Here is an 18,061-nt window from a genome sequence, read left to right on the forward strand (position 1 = left end):
GTGTAATTCCATACCCAAATGCAAACCAATTATAAAAAGTATTCTTTGTATATAAAAAATGTAGCTATTATTGATCCAATTAAATAGAGAATGGATGCGTAAAATGCATATGATGGTGAGAACCTTTCCTGAGATTGGTTCATTTTAATTCCTGTTTCACCTTGAACTTGCATATCAATACTTCGGCTTGCAAATCCACCTGATGAACTGAAGAAATAAATGACAAATGTGATAGCCAGTGCTACAAAAACAGAAACTTCTATAAAGCTTAAATTCGTTATAAACGTTACTCCAAAGTTGATTAATCCGATGATTATCAATGTAGCTATAAAACTTATGGTTTTACCGATGGTAATAACCCCCTTTAGTATTATTTACGAAGTTCCAAAAGAAAAGTTTCAATTTTTTGTAAATTTATAGGATAATATTAGTCAGTTTATTCATTTTATAAGGGGGACACCAGCTTGAAAAGGCTTGCGATTATTACTGTTGGCAAAACACACAGCGGTAAAACCACCTTCGCACGTGCTTTGGAGAAAGAGTTGCAGAGTTCTATGGTAATTGACCAGGACAACCACGCGGAATTCATCAACTCTTATTATAAGACCCTGCAACCGATACACGGCCCCAATACCCTCAAGCACGCTATATCAAAGTTAATCGTCAATTATGCGATAGAGCAGACCGATTACCATCTTATCATTTGCAACTCAAATCGAAGCCGAAAAGACCGTTCTTACCTTTTTGAAGAGCTGCTTCCCAAAGACGACTTTATACATATCATTGTTTATTTTGATATTCCGTACCAAGTTCTTCAAGCCCGAGTTACTGAAAGTCAGCGCAGTACCAACATCTTCAGGGGTGCATATACCAATTTCGCAGAAGTATTGGAAAAACAGCAAACTGATTCGTTAAAAGAGGATGTAAGGGATCCAGTGCAGGGTGAAGCAGATTACTTATTTGTGATAAAGGACAACACAGAAGCTGAAGCTGTTATTCTAGAAATTTTACGGATAGCACGACAATAAGTCGTTGGAGCTATTCTAATTGGGGGATTTCACATTAAAAACAAAGTCATTCTCTTTGTTGTCTTAATGCTTAGCCTGTGGACCAAGATTAGATGGAAATGCTCAGTTAGCAAAAGAATATTTAAAAGACCAAGGGTACACGATTAAATCCTATGAGGGTAAATACTCTTATATTATCGAAAGGGAAGATTTAATTCATAATCCGGACATTTCAGTTTGGGCCGTACAAACAGTAGAGCCGGATGCCTATATTGGAAAGGAAATAACACAGGAAAATTTCATTGTGAAAAATCATCCCTTAAGTAACATTTACGGCCCGCAGAAAAGTTTTTCCTATAAAGTTGAAGTCAGGGTATTTATTTTTAATGGGGAGATAATTGGCGGTATATCCCACCCAGTCGGGAACGGGATCGGAGGCTCACCTTATTCACTCGATGGCAAAACTGGACTGTTGAATTCTCATATGATTATGGCAGCTCAGCTCGAGAAGTTTTAGAAGGCGATCCAATTGATGTTAATGAAGTGTTCACTCAATCAAGTTCAAGTGAAGGCACTTCCCATATTCCTAAGGGCTCTGACTATATACCCCTGGATGATCCGGATAGTACCTTTGAAGTAACCGTTAAGTGGAGTGGTAAGGAAGAAAAAATCACTTTGAAAGGTGATGAATAGCCAAACAATCTCTTTAAAAGTGTGGCAGATTTAAACTATGGAATCATCATTGAAGTGAGATATTTAGATTAAGTATGGAACCAATTAGTAACCTATTCTGTATATGAAAAATTTATGCGATCAGGCTATATATCCACATAAAAAATTTCTAACACATACATAATAAGCCAATTTTCAACTAAAAATAGAAAGGCTTTTATCATGTGCAGATTTTAGGTGACACCATTGACTACAATTGAAAAGATGGATCAGCATGCAAAAGAAGGTCAGGAGATAGTTCAAAAGGTTATTGAACTATGGATGAATGAGGTCCTTTTTACTTGGCGCTGGTGGTTTGGTTTACTAACTACAATTTTCGCTTGGTTGCTTTGGATCAAATTTCATAAGAAAGAAAGCCGATATCGATTATTAACGGCCGGTTTTTTCGTGATGACTATCTCAGTTTCCCTGGATGCAATTGGTGTTCAGTTGGGCTTATGGTCCTATCGTTATGAAGTTTTCCCGTTCATTCCTGCTTATGTACCGTATGATCTAGCATTGATGCCAGTTGTTATTATGCTTTTAATCCAATTTAAACCGCATTATTCTGCTGTTAAAAAGTCCATCATATTTAGTTTATTGACTGCTTTTATAGGTGAACCTTTAATAATTTTCACCGATATATATAAGCCGCAAAATTGGAGAGTTTTTTATTCTATCCCTATTTATATTGTGATATTTTTAATTGCCCACTGGCTTACAACCCGGAAAAAATTTAATGAACTGTAATTTATGGCAATGGTAATGCCAAAGGAGGTACAGATTGTATCTCCTTTGGTCAATCTTTCTATTAAAGTGAGCGTTTAATCGCCCTGATTTGTCCGCGGTGACTAATCTCATCTTCAAAAACATGGAACCAAAGATAATAATAGTTGTGGGTCACTCCGTTAGCCCATTGTCTTTCTTCGAATAACCAATCATCAGTGTAATTTTTTAGATTTTTCAACGTTTGTTCTCTGATTAGTGCAAGCTCATTCAAGTAAAAATCAAGAGAATTTTTCTTGATCGTTTGTCTTGCCAGTGGTCCTAGCTCTAATGCAGCCTTCCATTTCATTAATTCTTTGTTGTTAATATCACGTTCCTCAAAGGTGATAAGCTGATGGACAAATTCAATGGAGGCAATATGCATTAAAAGGGCGCCAATTGAATTCGAATCTTCAGCAGAAAGGTAATCCAAATCCTGTTGAGTTAACTCCTTGATATCCTTCAGGGTAACAGCTCTTGTGTGTTCCAGCATTGAAACCAATTCGCCAATCTTTGGCGAGTAACCATCGACGGATTTAATCCTATAATCAATCATCTAACTACCTCCCTGAAAATCTATATTAATGGTAACCATCTTTCTGGAAAAATAGTAGACTGATATTAATTGGTTAGATATGGTATACTTACGTTATAGGGCGAACTGATTTTTTCAGTCTGGCCTTTTTTTCGTAGGAAATAAATGAAACGTTTTACATAACTCGTTTGTCTAACAATGGAAAAAAATGAGTGTGAATTACTATCATTCATTTTTGATATTCAGCCAGAGCAAGTTAGGGGATTTGAACAAAAGAAAAGCTAATACGGCCAATATGATCCGTACTAGCTTTTCATTTCATATCAATCTATTTTCCGTGATATCCAAAATTCATATGTTGATAGCGGCCTTTAATAATTTGGTAGATGCCGTATAATATCAAACCCACTGCCACAATAGCTAGTAAAAATTGTCCGAATGGCTGGTTTGCCAATTCTGTTAATGCACCGCCTAGGCCTTTGGATTCGTTGGGGTTATTTGTGTATGCAGTGCGAATGAAGAAGAATCCGACCATACTAAGGACAATTCCTCGGGAAATCAGGCCAATCTTACCTGACAGCCGTGCGATTTTGCGTTCTTTATCATTCATTTCGTAGGTTTTGAATTTGGACATGAATTTCTCTTTGGCACCACTATATAGTTCGTACACGCCATATCCAATAATAATTGCTCCAGCCAGGCCAACCAACCAAACGCCAAAGGGCTGTTCCATTAACTTGGCTGAAATTGTTTTCTCCGAATTTCCACTTCCAGCAGATCCGGTGTTGCTGGCTAATTTTATTGCACCGAATGCTAAATTCGTATAAATAAGCCCGCTTATGAAATAACCCGTTCTTTTAATCAGCCCTTTAGCATCAGTTCCTTCGTTTTCCGGATCTTTGATCGCTTTGATAAAATCCCATAAGATATATCCGATTAAGCCAATCCCGATAATCCAAAGGGCGGCTTCACCAAATGGCATTTCGGATATTGATTGAAGTGCACCAGTAGTCCCTTTCGTGTTGCCTGTGGGTCCGAATGCAGCTAAAGCAGCGAGCACTCCGACCATTCCATATACAAGCCCTTTGGCAATATATCCAAAGCGGGCAAAACGGCGCATCCACGGTTTAGCTTCTTTTAATTTATTTCTGACTTCTGCAGTTGATGGCGAATTCATATAATACACACTTCCTCTATTTTTCTCTCATTTATAAAATGTTCCCCCTTTTCCTAAAAAGGAAACCAACTGTGTTTCTACCTTCCACTTGGCCAGCATAATGTCTATTGTTTTATTTTCGGCATTACGGGAAAAGTAGAAAAAAATTCTATTCTTAGGAGGTATTCAAAATGCCTTATAATTCTTTAAAAAACCTGCCAGATGCAGTAAAGGACAACCTGCCGCATCATGCCCAGGAAATTTTCAAAGAGGCTTTCAATTCAGCTTCAGAGCAATATGATGAAGAAGAAACAGCCTTTAAGGTGGCATGGAGTGCTGTAAAAAATGAGTATGAAAAGAATGATAATGATGAATGGGAAAAAAAAAGAAGATTAAGGGTTTTAAACTTTATAACACTGTTTAATCGGGCAAATAACCGCTTTCCTTAAAGGGAGGCGGTTTATTTTTTAATTAGGGATGTTTTTATCACTGGTAAAATTTATACTAGATTTATATAGTTTTAGGGGAGATCTACATATGTATAAAATCATGCTGATTGAAGACGATGCTCAGCTTTGTGAGCTGGTCAAAGAGAATTTGGAGCGGTATGGGTATGAGGTAGAACTGCCGGTTCATTTTTCAAAAATAGATGAAGAGTTTGTCAAAATTAATCCCGATCTGGTTTTGCTTGATATTAATCTGCCTTATTATGATGGGTATTATTTGTGCCGGAGTTTTCGCCAGAAGTCTAATGTGCCGATCCTGATGATTTCTGCGCGAAGCCAGGAGATGGAACAGATTATGGCGATCGAGCTGGGGGCAGATGATTTTATTACGAAGCCGTTTACGTTCGACATGCTGCACACGAAAATCAAGGCAACGTTGAGAAGGGTTTATGGGGAATATTCGGCCAAAGAAGAGAACCAAAACTGTGCAGGGGCGCTTTGTCTTGATGAGAAGACGCTGATGCTGGAATATGAGGGTTTGAGGGCCGAGCTTTCGAAAAATGAGTATAAATTGATGAAGAAATTAATGGAAAACCAAGGCACATTTGTTTCAAGGGAAGAGCTGATTGAAGAAGTGTGGGATGCGGTCACTTTCGTGGATGATAATACCCTGACCGTGAATATAACAAGGATCAAGCAAACTCTTGCCAAGCTGGGGTTGACCCAAGTCATCAAAAGCAAACGTGGAGTAGGCTATATGCTAGAGATTCCTGTGGAGATTGAACATGCTTAAAAGTCTTTTCCTCCGTTTTTTAAAAGACCGCTTACTCCTTATTATGTTTTATTTACTCAATATCGTTTGTGTACTGTTATTTTTTCATCTTAGTGAACCTGCGAACAAGGAATATTTTTACCCATTGGCGATCGGGTTATTTTTCTTAAGTGTCTATCTGTTTATCGATTGGTTTCGCTTTTATCCAACGAACCACGCTATCGAAATGCTCGGGAAGGGTCAGAATATTGAGTTGGCAGCTAGTACCGAGGAGCAGAAGGCATTTCAGCAATTATTACATAAAGCAGTGAGTGAATACACAAAGGAAAACAATGAGTTAAAGGAACAAAGCAGAGAGAGAATCAGCATGTTGTCCCATTGGATGCACCATTTGAAGACGCCTGTTTCAGTGATTGAGCTGATTTTAAATAATGAGGCAAAAACAGAGATCTTGGAAAAAATCCAGCAGGAAAATAAACGACTTCACACATCCATCGAGCAAGTGCTAACGATGATCAGGATGGATCAGTTTGAGAATGACTTTGAGGTGCAGACTGTTGACCTGGTTGCTTCGTTACGGAAGTTGATCAATGCGCGGAAAAAGGAATGGATCTACCAATCGCTCTTTCCTGCCATTGAAACTAGTGAAGAAGATGCTCTAATCATTACCGACCCAAAGTGGAATGAGATTTTAATAGATCAAATCATCTCCAATGCGATTAAGTACTCCAGTTTGAAGGAAGGGAGCAAAAAACTTGTTTTTCAGATTGAGAGAATTGGCGATCACATTCATCTAATGATTATAGATGAAGGAGTGGGCATTCCTGCATACGATCTCGAGCGTGTATTTCAGCCGTTTTTTACTGGGGAAAATGGAAGGAAGCACCGCAATTCTACAGGCATTGGACTTTACCTTAGTAAGAAAATCGCCGATAAGCTGGGGGCTAAGATCACCATCCATTCCAGTCACGGAGAAGGAACGGCGGTCACGATTCGTTGGTTAGCTGGGCCAAAGCCGGGGAGCGTCTAATGATACCTTACAAAACTGTAAGGTATTTTTTAGCGTTATCGATGGTTGCTTTTTGATTGACGGCTTAATATGGGGTTAGAAGGAAACACGGTGTCATACCGGCAGGGGAAAACAGCGATTACTGGGCTCCTCTATGAACCCGAAGCTACTTCGGAAAAATCTTGTGTGAAGCAGGGCGGAAATGTTCGAATCCTGGAGCTACTTCGGACAAAACAAGAGGGAAGAGCCGCGGAAATGTCTGAACCTGGTACTAACTTCAGACAAAAAAAGAAGGAAGCACCGCGGAAATGTCTGAACCTGGGCCTCCTTCGGACAAAACAAAGGCGAAGAGCGGCAGAAATGTCTGAACCTGGTACTACTTCGGACAAAACAAGAGCGAAGCACTGCGGAAATGTCTGAGCCCGGGTCTCCTTCGGACAAAACAAGAAGAAAGCTCATCGGCAATGTCTGAACGTCCTAGAACTACTAGAAAATTTTTTTAAGGGGGGAATTAAAATGGTCATTTTGGATGCTCAAAATATCGTAAAAGTATATGGTGGATCAAGTGGGGATGGTGCGACGAAGGCTCTTGATGGAGTTAGCCTTTCTATTAATAAAGGTGAGTTTGTGGCGATTATGGGAGCGTCGGGAAGCGGGAAGACGACACTTCTCAATGTACTGAGCGGTATTGACCAGCCGACTTCTGGCGAGGTCAACATCTCGGGGCAGGAGATAAGTGAGATGTCAGGCGATCAGCTTGCACTGTTCCGTCGCAAACAGCTCGGCTTTGTTTTTCAGGAATTCAATCTCTTAGACAGCTTGACGGTTAAAGAAAATATCATTCTTCCAATGGTTCTGGAAAGGAAAACAGCAGCTGAAATGGAGACGAAGGTTCTTAGTCTTGCGAATCTGTTTGAAATAGAGTCAATCCTAGACAAGTACCCCTATAATACTTCGGGTGGACAGCAGCAGCGAACGGCCGTCAGCCGAGCGCTCGTAAATGACCCGGCGATGATTTTTGCAGATGAACCAACCGGTAATCTGGATTCTAAATCCTCCGCCGTCATCATGGAATGCTTTGAAAAAATCGTTGATGAGCTCTCGACAACGGTACTGCTTGTGACACATGACGTTTTTGCTGCCAGCTATTGTCATAAGGTCGTTTTTATCAAGGATGGAATGATTTATTCAAGTATCGTGAAAAAAGGGAGCAGGAAGGAGTTCCTGAATCGGATCATGGATAATCTGGCCGTCTTAGGAGGAAGGACCTATGACATTTAATCAAGTGGTTTGGAAGATGGCGAAGGTTAATTATAAGAAGTATATCTTTTATTATCTTTGCAATAGCTTTGCGGTGATGTTCTTCTTTATGTTCTCGACGGTTTATTTTAACAGGAGGGTCGAACAAGGAAAGAAGTTGGAAAGTCTTCAGGACGCCTTATCGATTCCAGGAGCTGCGTTGATTACTTTTACGATATTTTTTATCAGTTATGCCCACAATGTTTTCATGAAAAAGAGAAAAAGTGAGTTTGGGCTTTTTATGACATTGGGCATGGCAAAAAGAGATTTAAGCAAGTTGCTTATCCTGGAAAATGCAGCGATTGCTATATTGTCGATTTTATCGGGACTGCTGGCTGGAGCCATCTTTTCAAGACTGTTTTTTATGCTGTTGATGAATTTCATCGAATTGGAGGACGTTCCTTTCCATTTTAACGGTAAAATGTTTTTTTACACAATCGGAGCTTTTTTGGCCGTGTTCGTTCTCGCTGTAGGGAAATCGCTGTTCCAGACAATGAGAAGCAGCTTGATTACTAGCATAAAGAGCAACAGGTACGCAGACACAATCAAAATGAGAAGTCCCTTGATTGGCGGCTTTGGCTTACTGCTGATGGCCGGCTCACTGCTGATTCTTTATTTTACATATGAAAGCTCAAATGGCGCTTACCTGCCGCTGTGGACATTGGCGATGTTATTGGGCCTGTATATCTCTATTAACCAGTCTGCCAGTTTCCTGATTAAGCTCATTAAAAAGTTTCCCGGTTTTTACTATCGCAGATTGCTTTTTCTGAGCAGCCTCGAATATAAATTCAAGCAGTTGACGTCGATTATCATGCTTGTGACAGTAATGATTATGATTACCATTTTTTATAGCACTTTACTTTTGACCTTTTATAAGTCATCAGAAAAGGATGCTGTAATTAATAATCCCTATGATGTCGCTTTTTATCAATCAGAAACGAAGAATACGATTTCTGATGCCGAGCTAAACGAGTTATTGGGTAAAAAGGAACATCTTGAAATCCCGATATTGAATTATTATGAAAAACTTGAATATGTCGATGGATATCTAACTTATGACATCATGTCTGTGGATGATTTCAATAAGCTGATTTCGAATCAGGTTAAGCTGGGGAAAAATGAGTACCTATTTTATTTAAACTCTGAACCAGAATATGCTCATACCGATATTGCTGAATCCATTAGGTTAACCATTAATAATGAAGCTGTAACTTATACATTGAAGAATCAAGTGATTGAAAGAAAGATCAATTTGCTGCCAAATGCATACGAATTCATTGTTGTAAATCAGGACGAATTTGATTATCTGCGGAATGAAGCGGAGGGGTACGAACTTAATCTGCATTTAATAAATGTGGATGTCTGGAAAGAAAGTGAAAGTTCTGTTGCTGCGTTAGAAGAAAATTTCCAAATCAGCAATCAGTCAACCTCACCAATGGATTACCCTGATATGGAGACTACAGCGGAATCCGAATTGTTTCGGGTTGCCTCAAAAATTGGCGACTATCATCAAAATAAAACAACTAATGGAATCATGTTCTATGTCACAACATTTTTAAGCATTATGTTCTTTTTCGGCACATTTGTTTTGCTGTATCTTAACCTCTTTTCCGAAGTCGATACTGAGAAATTGAAGTATTGGAAACTAAATAAAATCGGGATGTCATCAAAGGAAATTAAGCAAAACGTATCAAGAGAATTAGGTACGATATTTTTCGTTCCAACCATTTTAGGAACGACGCTGGCCTTTTTGTACTTGGCAATCTTGTCAACAGATGTCGGAGGAATTATGCAAAACCCTGATATCTTAATGCATTTCCTGCAAATTGCGGGAATTTACGTTGTAATCCAGGTGGGATCATTCTTTTATGCCAGGAAGAAGATGCTATGGCACTTGATTAACTAGAAAAACTGCAGCCGCTTTCCATAGAGGAAGGCGGTTTATTTTTCTACCCTAATCGACAGATTTATTTTATAATGTGGAAAAGGAGGTGAAAAAAATGTCAGAGGAAAGACTTGATCGGTTAGAAGGAATGATGTCGCAACTGATTACCATGGTTGGGAATCTGCATAACAGTATGAGTGATATGCAAAAGGACATGAAGGAAATGCAAAAGGACATGAAGGAAATGCAAAAGGATATGAAGGAAGTGCAAAAGGATATGAAGGAAGTGCAAACTGTTCAAAAGGAACATGGACAAAGGTTTGAATCTATTGAGTTGAGAATGGACAAAATGGAAACAAAGAATGAATTCAGGCACCAAGAGGTATTGAATCAAATTAAAAGATTGGAAAAAGACCAGGACTTCATCTGGGAAAAGGCAGTGCGAAATGAGAGAGAACTTGAGATTATGAAAAGAACTTTGGAATCGTAATCTATCCTTCTTTTTGCTGCCAAGCTTACCAGCTACCAGCAAGCTTGGCTAGTTTGATACTGTATCTTAGTTACCGTAGACGACTCTCCATGGAATTGCTCCGGCAATTCGATTATTCTTTTATTCTGCTCCACTTGAATCTCCGAATTTTTATACATGCGATAAATCCAGATTAACAAAATGACAAATATAACTGGCGCAGCTAAAACTACGAAAAAAGACATCATCCCCATAATAGATGAGACAAACATAAAAATCCCCTCCTTGTTCACATTTTACTATTTAGCGAAAAAACAATTGGAATATAATGTTAAAGTTTTATGAACTAAATTAAAAAATATTATTCCAAGTACCTTCCATATTATCTTCCTAGTGAACTCTTTCTCTATTTTTTTCCGCTATGCCTCTGCAAAGTGATATAATTATCATAATTATTAGAAAAGTCACTAGGATAAAATAGAGGAAGGTGATGGTATGCATTTTCTTCGTTACCAATGGGAGCCGTATTTGTCGTATGGGCAGCTGTTTGAGTTTGAGAAGAACAAGGTTGTCTATCATCAGGGTGAAGCTGGCAGAGGAATCTTTTATTTGAAGAAGGGTGAAATTAAGGTTACGCTTCTTTCGGACAAGGGGGATGAGCGGATCATCAATATGGTTCCGCCTGGGATGCTGTTTGGTGAACATGGGGTCGACGGTGAGCCTTATTTGACGAGCGGGACGACGACTTGTCCATCGCTGGTTTACTATTTTTCCGATGATGTCATTACATCGATTTGTAAAAAAAATCCGGAAGCGGCGGGAATTTATACAGATTCCTTGATTTATAAATTCAGGACGCTTGCGGAAATCATTGCCCATCTGGACAGTCCGGTAGAGCAGCAAATGGCCTTCTATCTGCTTAAGCTTGTTCAGGAGAACGGGAATGCCTCGATGAACCAGACGGCTTTTTCTAAGTACATTGGCACGTCCCGAATCACTGTGAACAAAATTATTCAAAAGTGGAAGCAGAAGGGGTACATAGAGCTTCATAAGCGTGAAATTATTATCATCGATTTCGATAAAATAAGGGAGATTGCCAGCAATCCGCATGTGGATTAACCAACCAGGTTTCTGAGGAAATCTGGTTTTTTTATGAAGTATTTTCTTTTGTCAATCTCAATGATCCCTGCTTCCTGCCAATGTTTGAGCACCTTGTAAACGGTGATTCTTGTGAGTCCGGTGCAGCAGGCAAGGTCTTGCTGGGAAATAGGAATCTCGTAATTTTTGAACTCATCGCAGATGTTGTGGAGTAAAACGGATAGTTTTTGTTCAGATGTAAGCGCATTCATATTTATCCGATCTAAAAGTATTTTCATTTTGTGGATGACGCTTTTTGAAAAAAGTTTGAAGAGCTCTGGGTGGGTGATCATCAGTTTTCGGAATTCATCTGCTGAGAAGTGATAAACGACGGAGTCTTTTACTGCGATTGCGGTTGTAAAATGTGTTTTCTGGTCGAGTGACTGGACACCCAACAGCTGGTTAGGGATGACAATGTTCAGCATGTTTTCTTTTCCAGCGGCTGATTCTGTGACGATTCGTACAAGTCCTTTGTGCAGGTAATAAAAACCTTCTCCAAATTCCCCTTGCTTATAAATGCACTCCTTTTTCCTGAAAAACTGGCGGGTGCCGTATTTCAAATAATTCTCCCAATGAAATACTTCTTCATAAACCGTAACCATACCAAAACCTCCCTATCAGTGAAGTTGATATCTAACATTATCATAGGGGAAACCTTAGAATATTTCTACAATTTATTAGATAATTTAGACTTTTAAGAAAACTATTTTATAAAAAACGTTAAATAGGCTACAGTTACGTTCAAAAATTAGTATTACAATTCATTATGAATTTTCAATTAATTTTTTCAGGAGGGTGAATATGGGAATTAGGACTGGAGCTCAATATATTGAAGCGGTTAAAGCACGTAAGCCTGAGGTTTGGCTTTCCGGGAAGAAAGTCGAGAATTTATTTGATGAGCCGGTGTTCAAGCAGCCGATCCTTGAAATTGCAAAGCTGTATGACATGCAGCATGATCCTGAATTCCAGGATAAAATCACTCACGTTTGTGAGGAAACAGGGGAGCGAGTGAACAATGCATTCCTCGTACCGAAAAGCTATGAAGATTTAGTCAAGCGCCGCAATGTTTTCGAGGCGTTTGCGAAGGCAACATTCGGCCTCATGGGAAGAACTCCGGATTTCTTGAACGTCGTTGTGACATCCATGTACTACAATTCCTGGTTCTTTGAAAAATACAATAAAAACTGGGCAGAGAATGTCCGCAACTACTATAAATACATCCGTGACAATGACATCTTTCTAACCCACGCAATCATCAACCCGCAAAATGACCGCAGCAAGACTTCACATGAGCAAAAGGATGCGTACACACACCTTGGTGCAGTGAAGGAAACACCAGATGGTTTGGTCGTCAGGGGTGCGAAAATGCTGGCAACGCTGGCTCCGGTGACAGATGAAGTGATCATCTACTCATTCCCTGGATTCGCGCCTGGTGATGAAAAGTATGCACTGGCATTTGCGATTCCAATTGAGACGCCAGGGCTTCGCATCATTTGCCGCGAGCCAATGCAGGATGGAAAGCGCTCCTTCTTCGATCATCCGCTTGCATCAAGATTCGAAGAAATGGATGCCTTGCTTGTGTTTGATTATGTAGTTGTTCCTTGGGACCGCGTCTTCCTATACAACAATGTCGAGGCAGCGAACAAACTGTATCCAATGACAGGTGCAGGACAGCAGCCGGCACACCAATCTGGCGTTCGTGGTCTTGTAAAACTGGAATTCGCGACACAGGTGGCAATGAAGGTTGCCGATACAATCGGCGTCGACGGATACTTGAACGTCCAGGACCAGCTTGGCGAACTCGCACAATCACTTGAATCCATCCGGGCATTGTTAAAAGTTGCTGAATATGAGCACACAATGACTGAGCATGGTGAAGCGATGCCTGCTTATGTACCGCTGGAGACCATTCGCGGGTTGCTGCCGAAAATGTATCCGCGGGCAATTGAAGTCATCCAGATTGTTGGCGCAGGCGGCTTGTTGATGTCTCCAACAGGAGCAGATTTTGAAAGTGATGAATTAAGAGGATCGATTGATAACTACTATGTTGGCAGGGAAGGAATTTCTTCTTTGGAACGGGTCAGCATTTTCAAACTGGCATGGGACCTGTGCGGCGAGGCATTCGGACAGCGTCTATTGCAGTATGAACGCTACTACACAGGAGACCCAATCCGTAAACGCGGAATTTTCTATAACAATTATAAGCGCCAAACACCACTTACGATGGTCGACGAGGCGTTAAAGGGCGCACAGTTGGATAATAAGGAAGCGCTTACAAACTAGTCTGCAGGAGGAGAAGGACAGATGAAAACACATATTTATTCTTCATTGGAACTGCCTCAATCTATCGTCGCGATTGGAGCGTTTGACGGAGTCCATCGAGGGCACCAAACGGTAATCCGGCAGGCAGTACAACGAGGCAGGAAGCTGAAGGTTCCTAGTGTGGTGTTTACATTTGATCCTCCACCGCGGGTGTTTTTTCAAGGAGCAAGGATGCTGACCACAGTCGAGGAGAAGCTGGCAAAAATTGAGAAGCTCGGTGCCAGGCATGCTGTTGTTGTCAGATTTGATGAGGTGTACGCGAGGCGGAGTGCTTACGAGTTCATCGATTGCCTGGCGAAGCTGAATCCAGCTGAAATTATGGTAGGCGGAGATTTCCGCTTTGGCAAGGACCGGCTAGGCGATGTTTCTCTCCTTGAAAAATATTTTAAGGTTTCTGTCACGAATCCAGTCCGCTGCTCTCAGGGAAGCGTGATTTCTTCCAGCAGGATTCGTCAGCTCATTTCTGAGGGTGAGATTCACCTTTCGAATTCGCTGCTCGGCTGGCCAGCAGGAAAGTAGGGTTCTATTTTACAAGAATAGGAGGGACAGTGAATGAAGTTGCTTGGAATATCAGGCACAATCATCGGGGCGAAAACAGGCATTGTTGTCCGTAAAGTGCTTGATGATGTGAAAAAGAAATACCCGGATATCGAGGTGGAAATGCTCGATATGATGGATTACGATGTCGAGTTCTGTGACGGCCGCCCGCCGGAGAAATATTCATTAGATACGAGAGCGGTGATAGAAAAAGTCTCATCTGCCGATTTTTACGTGATCGGGACACCTATTTTTCAGGGATCCATTCCAGGGGTGTTGAAAAATCTGTTTGACCTTATTCACCCAGATGCATTCCGGAATAAAGTGATGGGATTCGTCGCCAATGGAGGAACGTACCAGCATTTCCTTGTGATCGAAAATCAGCTTAAGCCGATTGCCGGATACTTCAGGGCGTTTGTAGCACCAAGCTATGTTTACGCCAATTACGATCATTTTAACTCTGAAAATGAAATCGTTGATGAAGATTTGCTGAAGCGGATTTCAGGTTTAGCTGACGAAGTCGTTCATATGCAGAAGTCATTGAAGGGCAGCACGGCGAAGGTTACGGAATGACTTTGAATAAATTTACAAGAATCGAAGGGAGACGAGGAGAAATGAAAAGCCAATTTGCACCGATTAACCTTATGAAGTTTATTGAGGAAAACAGAGACCAGCTGAAGCCGCCGGTAAATAACAAGGTGATCTGGAAGGATGCCGAATTGATGGTCATGCTTTTAGGTGGACCGAACAAGAGACGTGATTTCCACGTTGATCCGTCAGAGGAGATTTTTTACCAAATTCAGGGAAGCTGTTATGTTGAGGTCATCAATGCGGAAGGCAAGCGCGAAGTAGTTGAAGTGAAGGAAGGCGAAATGTTCCATCTCCCAGCGAATGTGCCTCATTCCCCTCACCGCGTAGCTGACACAATTGGTCTTGTGATCGAGCGTAACCGTGCACAAGGTGAACTTGAGGATTTCGTCTGGTTCTGTGATGAGTGCGACCATGAAATGCATCGCGCGACAATCCAGCTGACAAACATCGAAAAGCAGGTAAAGGAAGCGATCGCCAGTTTTAATGGGAATGAGGAGCTGCGCAAGTGCGATAACTGTGGACATATGATGCCGCCAGAAGCGAGTGAATGGAAATGCGAGTAGATTTCCATACGCATATTATCCCAGAAAATTTCAGTGAGCTGACGCAGCGATTCGGTGGTGAGAAATGGCCGACACTTGAGCGAACATGTGCGTGCGGTGCTAACATCATGATCGCTGGCAAGGTGTTCCGCGAAGTGACCGACCAGGTGTGGGATGCCGAGAAGCGGATCAGGGATATGGAACGGGAGGGAGTCGACATTCAGGTTCTTTCACCGATTCCGGTGACTTTCTCCTATTGGGCGCCTGCTGAGCAAGCGGAAATTTTAGCAAGAGTACAGAATGACTTTATCGCTGACCTGGTTAGCCAGTATCCAACTAAATTCATCGGGCTAGGTGCTGTGCCGCTGCAAAACGTTGAGGTTGCGATCCGCGAAATGGACCGCTGTAAGCATGAGCTCGGATTGAGCGGCATTGAGATTGGCACGAACGTAAATGGCGTTAATCTCGATGATCCTCAGTTTATCGAATTCTTTGAAATGGCGGAGAAGTGGGAAGTTCCTTTATTCATCCATCCATGGGAGACACTCGGAAAGGAACGGATGCCGCGCCATAACTTGATGTATACCGTTGGGATGCCAAGCGAAACGGCTTTGGCTGGAGCAAGCTTGATTCTTGGCGGAATCATGGATAAGTTCCCGAAGCTGAAAATTTGTTTGGCTCATGGAGGGGGTGCACTGCCGTACTTGCTGCCTCGTCTTGATCAGGGCTGGAAGGTGTGGCCGCATCTGCGATTGCTTGATAAGCCGCCAAGTTATTACGCAAAGCAATTTTACTATGATTCGCTTGTGAATGAGCCGGTCAACCTGAATTATTTACTCCAGAATTTCGGCCATGAGCGCATCATCATGGGATCTGATTATCCATTTTTGCTGAGGGAGGTTCCTCCTGGAAAGGTCATCGACGATACTGTCGGTTTATCAAAGGAACAGACGGAAGCGATGCTCGGTAAAAATGCGCTCAGATTCTTGAATATTCCTGTTAAGGTGGGGAGTTGATTTTATGGAAAAGGCCTTAGTTACACCAGAAGAACGTTTAGAAGAGTTAGGGCTGACCTTGCCAGCTCCCCGTCAATCGGCAGGGAATTATGTGAGCTGTGTAAGGACCGGCAACCTTATTTTCACTTCCGGCCAGGGAACGAATGAATACCGCGGCCGGCTTGGTGAGGATGTCACGATTGAGGTTGGCTACGATGCGGCAAGGCAGTGCATGCTGAATTTACTGACGGTGCTGAAGCAGGAATTAGGTGAACTTAGTAAGGTGAAGCGGGTGGTAAAAGTCCTTGGCTTCGTGAATAGTTCGCCTGATTTTACTGACCAGCCGAAAGTCATGAATGGAGCTTCTGACCTGCTCGTACAGGTGTTCGGTGAGCGGGGGAAGCATGGGAGGTCTGCTGTCGGCATGGCGCAGCTGCCTTTGAACAATGCTGTTGAGGTCGAAATGGTCGTCGAAGTTGAGGATGAGGAGGTTGGATTAGGATGAATCTTGCTCAACCACAGGCCATAAAAGATGCAAAGCTGTTCATTAACGGTGAATACTGTGATGCGATGTCCGGGGAGACTTTTGACACAATCGACCCTTCGTCAAACAAGAAGCTGGCATCTGTTGCGAAGGCTGGCGTCGAGGATGCGAAGCACGCAATTGATGTTGCACAGAAGACGTTCGAAAGCGGCGTCTGGAGTGAGATGCCAGTTGCTGAAAGAACAAAGATTCTGGTCAGGATGTCTGAACTGGTCATGGAGAGAGTCGATGAATTAGCACTGGTCGAGACGCTTGATGTCGGGAAGCCGATAAAGGAAAGTCGCGAGTTTGATATCCCTCGTGCCGCTGCGAACTTGCGCTTTTTTGCCGAGATGGCTAACTACATTAATCATGAACATTATGACCAGTCTCGATATATGTCTTATTCCAAATATGCTCCGGCTGGGGTGACCAGCTTGATCATTCCTTGGAACCTTCCGTTCATGCAGATGACTTGGAAGGCTTCGGCAGCGATGGCCGCTGGCAATACGGTTGTCGTGAAGCCAGCTTCCTATACTCCATTGAGCGCCGTCATGCTTGGCGAGATTGCCAATGAAGCGGGATTGCCACCTGGAGTGTTGAATATAATCACGGGTCCTGGCGGCACGGCTGGAACAGAGATGACACGTAACCCTTCAGTGCGCAGGATTTCCTTTGTCGGCGATAGTACGACAGGCCGCACAGTGATGCAAAACGCAGCTTCACAACTGATTCCCGTTTCCCTTGAGCTTGGCGGCAAATCAGCTAATATCGTGTTCGAAGACGCGGATCTCGATGAAGCAGTTGCAGGATCGATTGAAGCAATTTTCAGGAATCAGGGTGAGATTTGTTTGGCGGGTTCACGGTTGCTGGTTCAGGAAAGCATTTATGATAAGTTCATGGAAAAGTTCGTCGCAGCGGCTCGCGCGTTGAAGGTCGGCAATCCGCTTGATCAGGAGACGGATATGGGAGCGCTTGTTTCAAAAGGACATCTGGAAACCGTTGATGAATACGTACAGATTGGATTGGCTGAGGGCGCTAAGCTTGCAACTGGTGGAAAGCGTATTGCTAGTCTTGCAGAGGGCAATTTCTATGAACCTACTGTTTTATACGATGTGGATAACAAAATGCGTGTTGCCCAGGAAGAAATCTTCGGACCAGTACTCGTTGTAATCCCTTTTAAAACAGAAAAAGATGCTGTTAGAATCGCAAACGATTCCATGTACGGCCTGGCGGGTGTCGTCTGGACGAATGACTTGCGCCGTGCCCATCGTGTCGCTGCTAAAGTAAACTCCGGTTTGTTGTGGATCAACTGCTGGTATTATCGCGATCTGCGCACACCGTTTGGCGGATCGAAAGC

The 18,061-nt window shown here is 42.2% G+C and carries 21 protein-coding genes; 18 read left to right on the plus strand and 3 right to left on the minus strand.

Features of this window, described 5'->3' with window-relative positions; all coding sequences use genetic code 11:
- Positions 1-464 precede the first annotated feature (464 nt).
- From ACH0QE_RS23645 to ACH0QE_RS23655, 3 genes are all read left to right on the plus strand, one after another.
- Entirely contained in the window at positions 465-1,028 is a 564-nt protein-coding gene (locus ACH0QE_RS23645; RefSeq protein WP_415802904.1) for an AAA family ATPase, read from the plus strand.
- Between the two features lie 283 nt (positions 1,029-1,311).
- Positions 1,312-1,524 carry a hypothetical protein gene (locus ACH0QE_RS23650; protein ID WP_415802905.1) on the plus strand — a complete coding sequence of 71 codons (213 nt, stop codon included), beginning with the start codon at positions 1,312-1,314 and terminating at the stop codon, positions 1,522-1,524.
- Positions 1,525-1,925: 401 nt separating this feature from the next.
- The gene (locus ACH0QE_RS23655; protein ID WP_415802906.1) at positions 1,926-2,468 is read left to right on the plus strand and encodes a CBO0543 family protein; all 543 of its coding nucleotides are present in this window, start codon (positions 1,926-1,928) and stop codon (positions 2,466-2,468) included.
- Positions 2,469-2,529: 61 nt separating this feature from the next.
- Here the strand turns inward: ACH0QE_RS23655 and ACH0QE_RS23660 are convergent, their stop codons facing one another.
- Positions 2,530-3,039 carry a DinB family protein gene (locus ACH0QE_RS23660; protein WP_415802907.1) on the minus strand — a complete coding sequence of 170 codons (510 nt, stop codon included), beginning with the start codon at positions 3,037-3,039 and terminating at the stop codon, positions 2,530-2,532.
- Between the two features lie 307 nt (positions 3,040-3,346).
- Positions 3,347-4,195 carry a DUF1206 domain-containing protein gene (locus tag ACH0QE_RS23665; protein ID WP_415802908.1) on the minus strand — a complete coding sequence of 283 codons (849 nt, stop codon included), beginning with the start codon at positions 4,193-4,195 and terminating at the stop codon, positions 3,347-3,349.
- A gap of 170 nt (positions 4,196-4,365) precedes the next feature.
- Here ACH0QE_RS23665 and ACH0QE_RS23670 point away from each other — a divergent pair, with 170 nt between their 5' ends.
- The 8 genes from ACH0QE_RS23670 (at position 4,366) to ACH0QE_RS23705 (ending at position 11,173) form a co-directional block, all read left to right on the plus strand.
- Complete coding sequence (locus tag ACH0QE_RS23670; RefSeq protein ID WP_415802910.1) at positions 4,366-4,623, plus strand: ChaB family protein; 258 nt, start codon at positions 4,366-4,368, stop codon at positions 4,621-4,623.
- Positions 4,624-4,711: 88 nt separating this feature from the next.
- Complete coding sequence (locus ACH0QE_RS23675; protein ID WP_415802911.1) at positions 4,712-5,413, plus strand: response regulator transcription factor; 702 nt, start codon at positions 4,712-4,714, stop codon at positions 5,411-5,413.
- Positions 5,406-6,422: a sensor histidine kinase gene (locus tag ACH0QE_RS23680; RefSeq protein ID WP_415802912.1), complete on the plus strand. Its 1,017-nt coding sequence runs from the start codon at positions 5,406-5,408 to the stop codon at positions 6,420-6,422. The genes ACH0QE_RS23675 and ACH0QE_RS23680 overlap by 8 nt, the downstream gene beginning before the upstream one ends.
- Positions 6,423-6,512: 90 nt before the next feature.
- The gene (locus ACH0QE_RS23685; RefSeq protein WP_415802913.1) at positions 6,513-6,821 is read left to right on the plus strand and encodes a hypothetical protein; all 309 of its coding nucleotides are present in this window, start codon (positions 6,513-6,515) and stop codon (positions 6,819-6,821) included.
- Between the two features lie 96 nt (positions 6,822-6,917).
- A complete protein-coding gene (locus ACH0QE_RS23690; RefSeq protein ID WP_415802914.1) occupies positions 6,918-7,682 on the plus strand; it encodes an ABC transporter ATP-binding protein in 765 nt (254 codons plus the stop codon).
- On the plus strand, positions 7,672-9,606 hold the full coding sequence (locus ACH0QE_RS23695; protein ID WP_415802915.1) for an FtsX-like permease family protein: 1,935 nt from the start codon (positions 7,672-7,674) through the stop codon (positions 9,604-9,606). The genes ACH0QE_RS23690 and ACH0QE_RS23695 overlap by 11 nt, the downstream gene beginning before the upstream one ends.
- Before the next feature lie 94 nt (positions 9,607-9,700).
- Positions 9,701-10,075, plus strand: coding sequence for a hypothetical protein (locus ACH0QE_RS23700; protein ID WP_415802916.1), 375 nt, complete (start codon positions 9,701-9,703; stop codon positions 10,073-10,075).
- A 474-nt stretch (positions 10,076-10,549) separates the two neighbouring features.
- A complete protein-coding gene (locus tag ACH0QE_RS23705; protein ID WP_415802917.1) occupies positions 10,550-11,173 on the plus strand; it encodes a Crp/Fnr family transcriptional regulator in 624 nt (207 codons plus the stop codon).
- Here the strand turns inward: ACH0QE_RS23705 and ACH0QE_RS23710 are convergent.
- Positions 11,170-11,793: a Crp/Fnr family transcriptional regulator gene (locus ACH0QE_RS23710; protein ID WP_415802918.1), complete on the minus strand. Its 624-nt coding sequence runs from the start codon at positions 11,791-11,793 to the stop codon at positions 11,170-11,172. The two genes, ACH0QE_RS23705 and ACH0QE_RS23710, sit on opposite strands and share 4 nt — an antisense overlap.
- 199 nt (positions 11,794-11,992) lie before the next feature.
- Between ACH0QE_RS23710 and ACH0QE_RS23715 the strand changes: the two genes are divergently transcribed.
- From ACH0QE_RS23715 to ACH0QE_RS23745, 7 genes are all read left to right on the plus strand, one after another.
- Positions 11,993-13,474 carry a 4-hydroxyphenylacetate 3-hydroxylase family protein gene (locus ACH0QE_RS23715; protein ID WP_415802919.1) on the plus strand — a complete coding sequence of 494 codons (1,482 nt, stop codon included), beginning with the start codon at positions 11,993-11,995 and terminating at the stop codon, positions 13,472-13,474.
- Positions 13,475-13,495: 21 nt separating this feature from the next.
- Entirely contained in the window at positions 13,496-14,032 is a 537-nt protein-coding gene (locus tag ACH0QE_RS23720) for an FAD synthetase (protein ID WP_415802920.1), read from the plus strand.
- A 33-nt stretch (positions 14,033-14,065) separates the two neighbouring features.
- Complete coding sequence (locus tag ACH0QE_RS23725; RefSeq protein WP_415802921.1) at positions 14,066-14,623, plus strand: NADPH-dependent FMN reductase; 558 nt, start codon at positions 14,066-14,068, stop codon at positions 14,621-14,623.
- Between the two features lie 41 nt (positions 14,624-14,664).
- A complete protein-coding gene (locus tag ACH0QE_RS23730; RefSeq protein ID WP_415802922.1) occupies positions 14,665-15,204 on the plus strand; it encodes a 3-hydroxyanthranilate 3,4-dioxygenase in 540 nt (179 codons plus the stop codon).
- Positions 15,195-16,199: an amidohydrolase family protein gene (locus tag ACH0QE_RS23735; RefSeq protein ID WP_415802925.1), complete on the plus strand. Its 1,005-nt coding sequence runs from the start codon at positions 15,195-15,197 to the stop codon at positions 16,197-16,199. The genes ACH0QE_RS23730 and ACH0QE_RS23735 overlap by 10 nt, the downstream gene beginning before the upstream one ends.
- Before the next feature lie 4 nt (positions 16,200-16,203).
- Positions 16,204-16,683: a RidA family protein gene (locus ACH0QE_RS23740; protein WP_415802923.1), complete on the plus strand. Its 480-nt coding sequence runs from the start codon at positions 16,204-16,206 to the stop codon at positions 16,681-16,683.
- Positions 16,680-18,061: aldehyde dehydrogenase (locus ACH0QE_RS23745; protein ID WP_415802924.1), on the plus strand; the 1,382-nt coding region annotated here is incomplete at its 3' end. The genes ACH0QE_RS23740 and ACH0QE_RS23745, both read left to right, overlap by 4 nt.

Origin of the sequence: Mesobacillus sp., from assembly GCF_047739415.1 — a bacterium.
GTDB lineage: Bacteria > Bacillota > Bacilli > Bacillales > Cytobacillaceae > Mesobacillus.

Coding starts and splice junctions, on each gene's coding strand:
- ACH0QE_RS23660 (WP_415802907.1), bottom strand. CDS start 3,039: ATGATTGATTATAGGATTAAATCCGTCGATGGTTACTCGCCAAAGATT.
- ACH0QE_RS23665 (WP_415802908.1), bottom strand. CDS start 4,195: ATGAATTCGCCATCAACTGCAGAAGTCAGAAATAAATTAAAAGAAGCT.
- ACH0QE_RS23670 (WP_415802910.1), top strand. CDS start 4,366: ATGCCTTATAATTCTTTAAAAAACCTGCCAGATGCAGTAAAGGACAAC.
- ACH0QE_RS23675 (WP_415802911.1), top strand. CDS start 4,712: ATGTATAAAATCATGCTGATTGAAGACGATGCTCAGCTTTGTGAGCTG.
- ACH0QE_RS23680 (WP_415802912.1), top strand. CDS start 5,406: ATGCTTAAAAGTCTTTTCCTCCGTTTTTTAAAAGACCGCTTACTCCTT.
- ACH0QE_RS23690 (WP_415802914.1), top strand. CDS start 6,918: ATGGTCATTTTGGATGCTCAAAATATCGTAAAAGTATATGGTGGATCA.
- ACH0QE_RS23695 (WP_415802915.1), top strand. CDS start 7,672: ATGACATTTAATCAAGTGGTTTGGAAGATGGCGAAGGTTAATTATAAG.
- ACH0QE_RS23700 (WP_415802916.1), top strand. CDS start 9,701: ATGTCAGAGGAAAGACTTGATCGGTTAGAAGGAATGATGTCGCAACTG.
- ACH0QE_RS23705 (WP_415802917.1), top strand. CDS start 10,550: ATGCATTTTCTTCGTTACCAATGGGAGCCGTATTTGTCGTATGGGCAG.
- ACH0QE_RS23710 (WP_415802918.1), bottom strand. CDS start 11,793: ATGGTTACGGTTTATGAAGAAGTATTTCATTGGGAGAATTATTTGAAA.
- ACH0QE_RS23715 (WP_415802919.1), top strand. CDS start 11,993: ATGGGAATTAGGACTGGAGCTCAATATATTGAAGCGGTTAAAGCACGT.
- ACH0QE_RS23720 (WP_415802920.1), top strand. CDS start 13,496: ATGAAAACACATATTTATTCTTCATTGGAACTGCCTCAATCTATCGTC.
- ACH0QE_RS23725 (WP_415802921.1), top strand. CDS start 14,066: ATGAAGTTGCTTGGAATATCAGGCACAATCATCGGGGCGAAAACAGGC.
- ACH0QE_RS23730 (WP_415802922.1), top strand. CDS start 14,665: ATGAAAAGCCAATTTGCACCGATTAACCTTATGAAGTTTATTGAGGAA.
- ACH0QE_RS23735 (WP_415802925.1), top strand. CDS start 15,195: ATGCGAGTAGATTTCCATACGCATATTATCCCAGAAAATTTCAGTGAG.
- ACH0QE_RS23740 (WP_415802923.1), top strand. CDS start 16,204: ATGGAAAAGGCCTTAGTTACACCAGAAGAACGTTTAGAAGAGTTAGGG.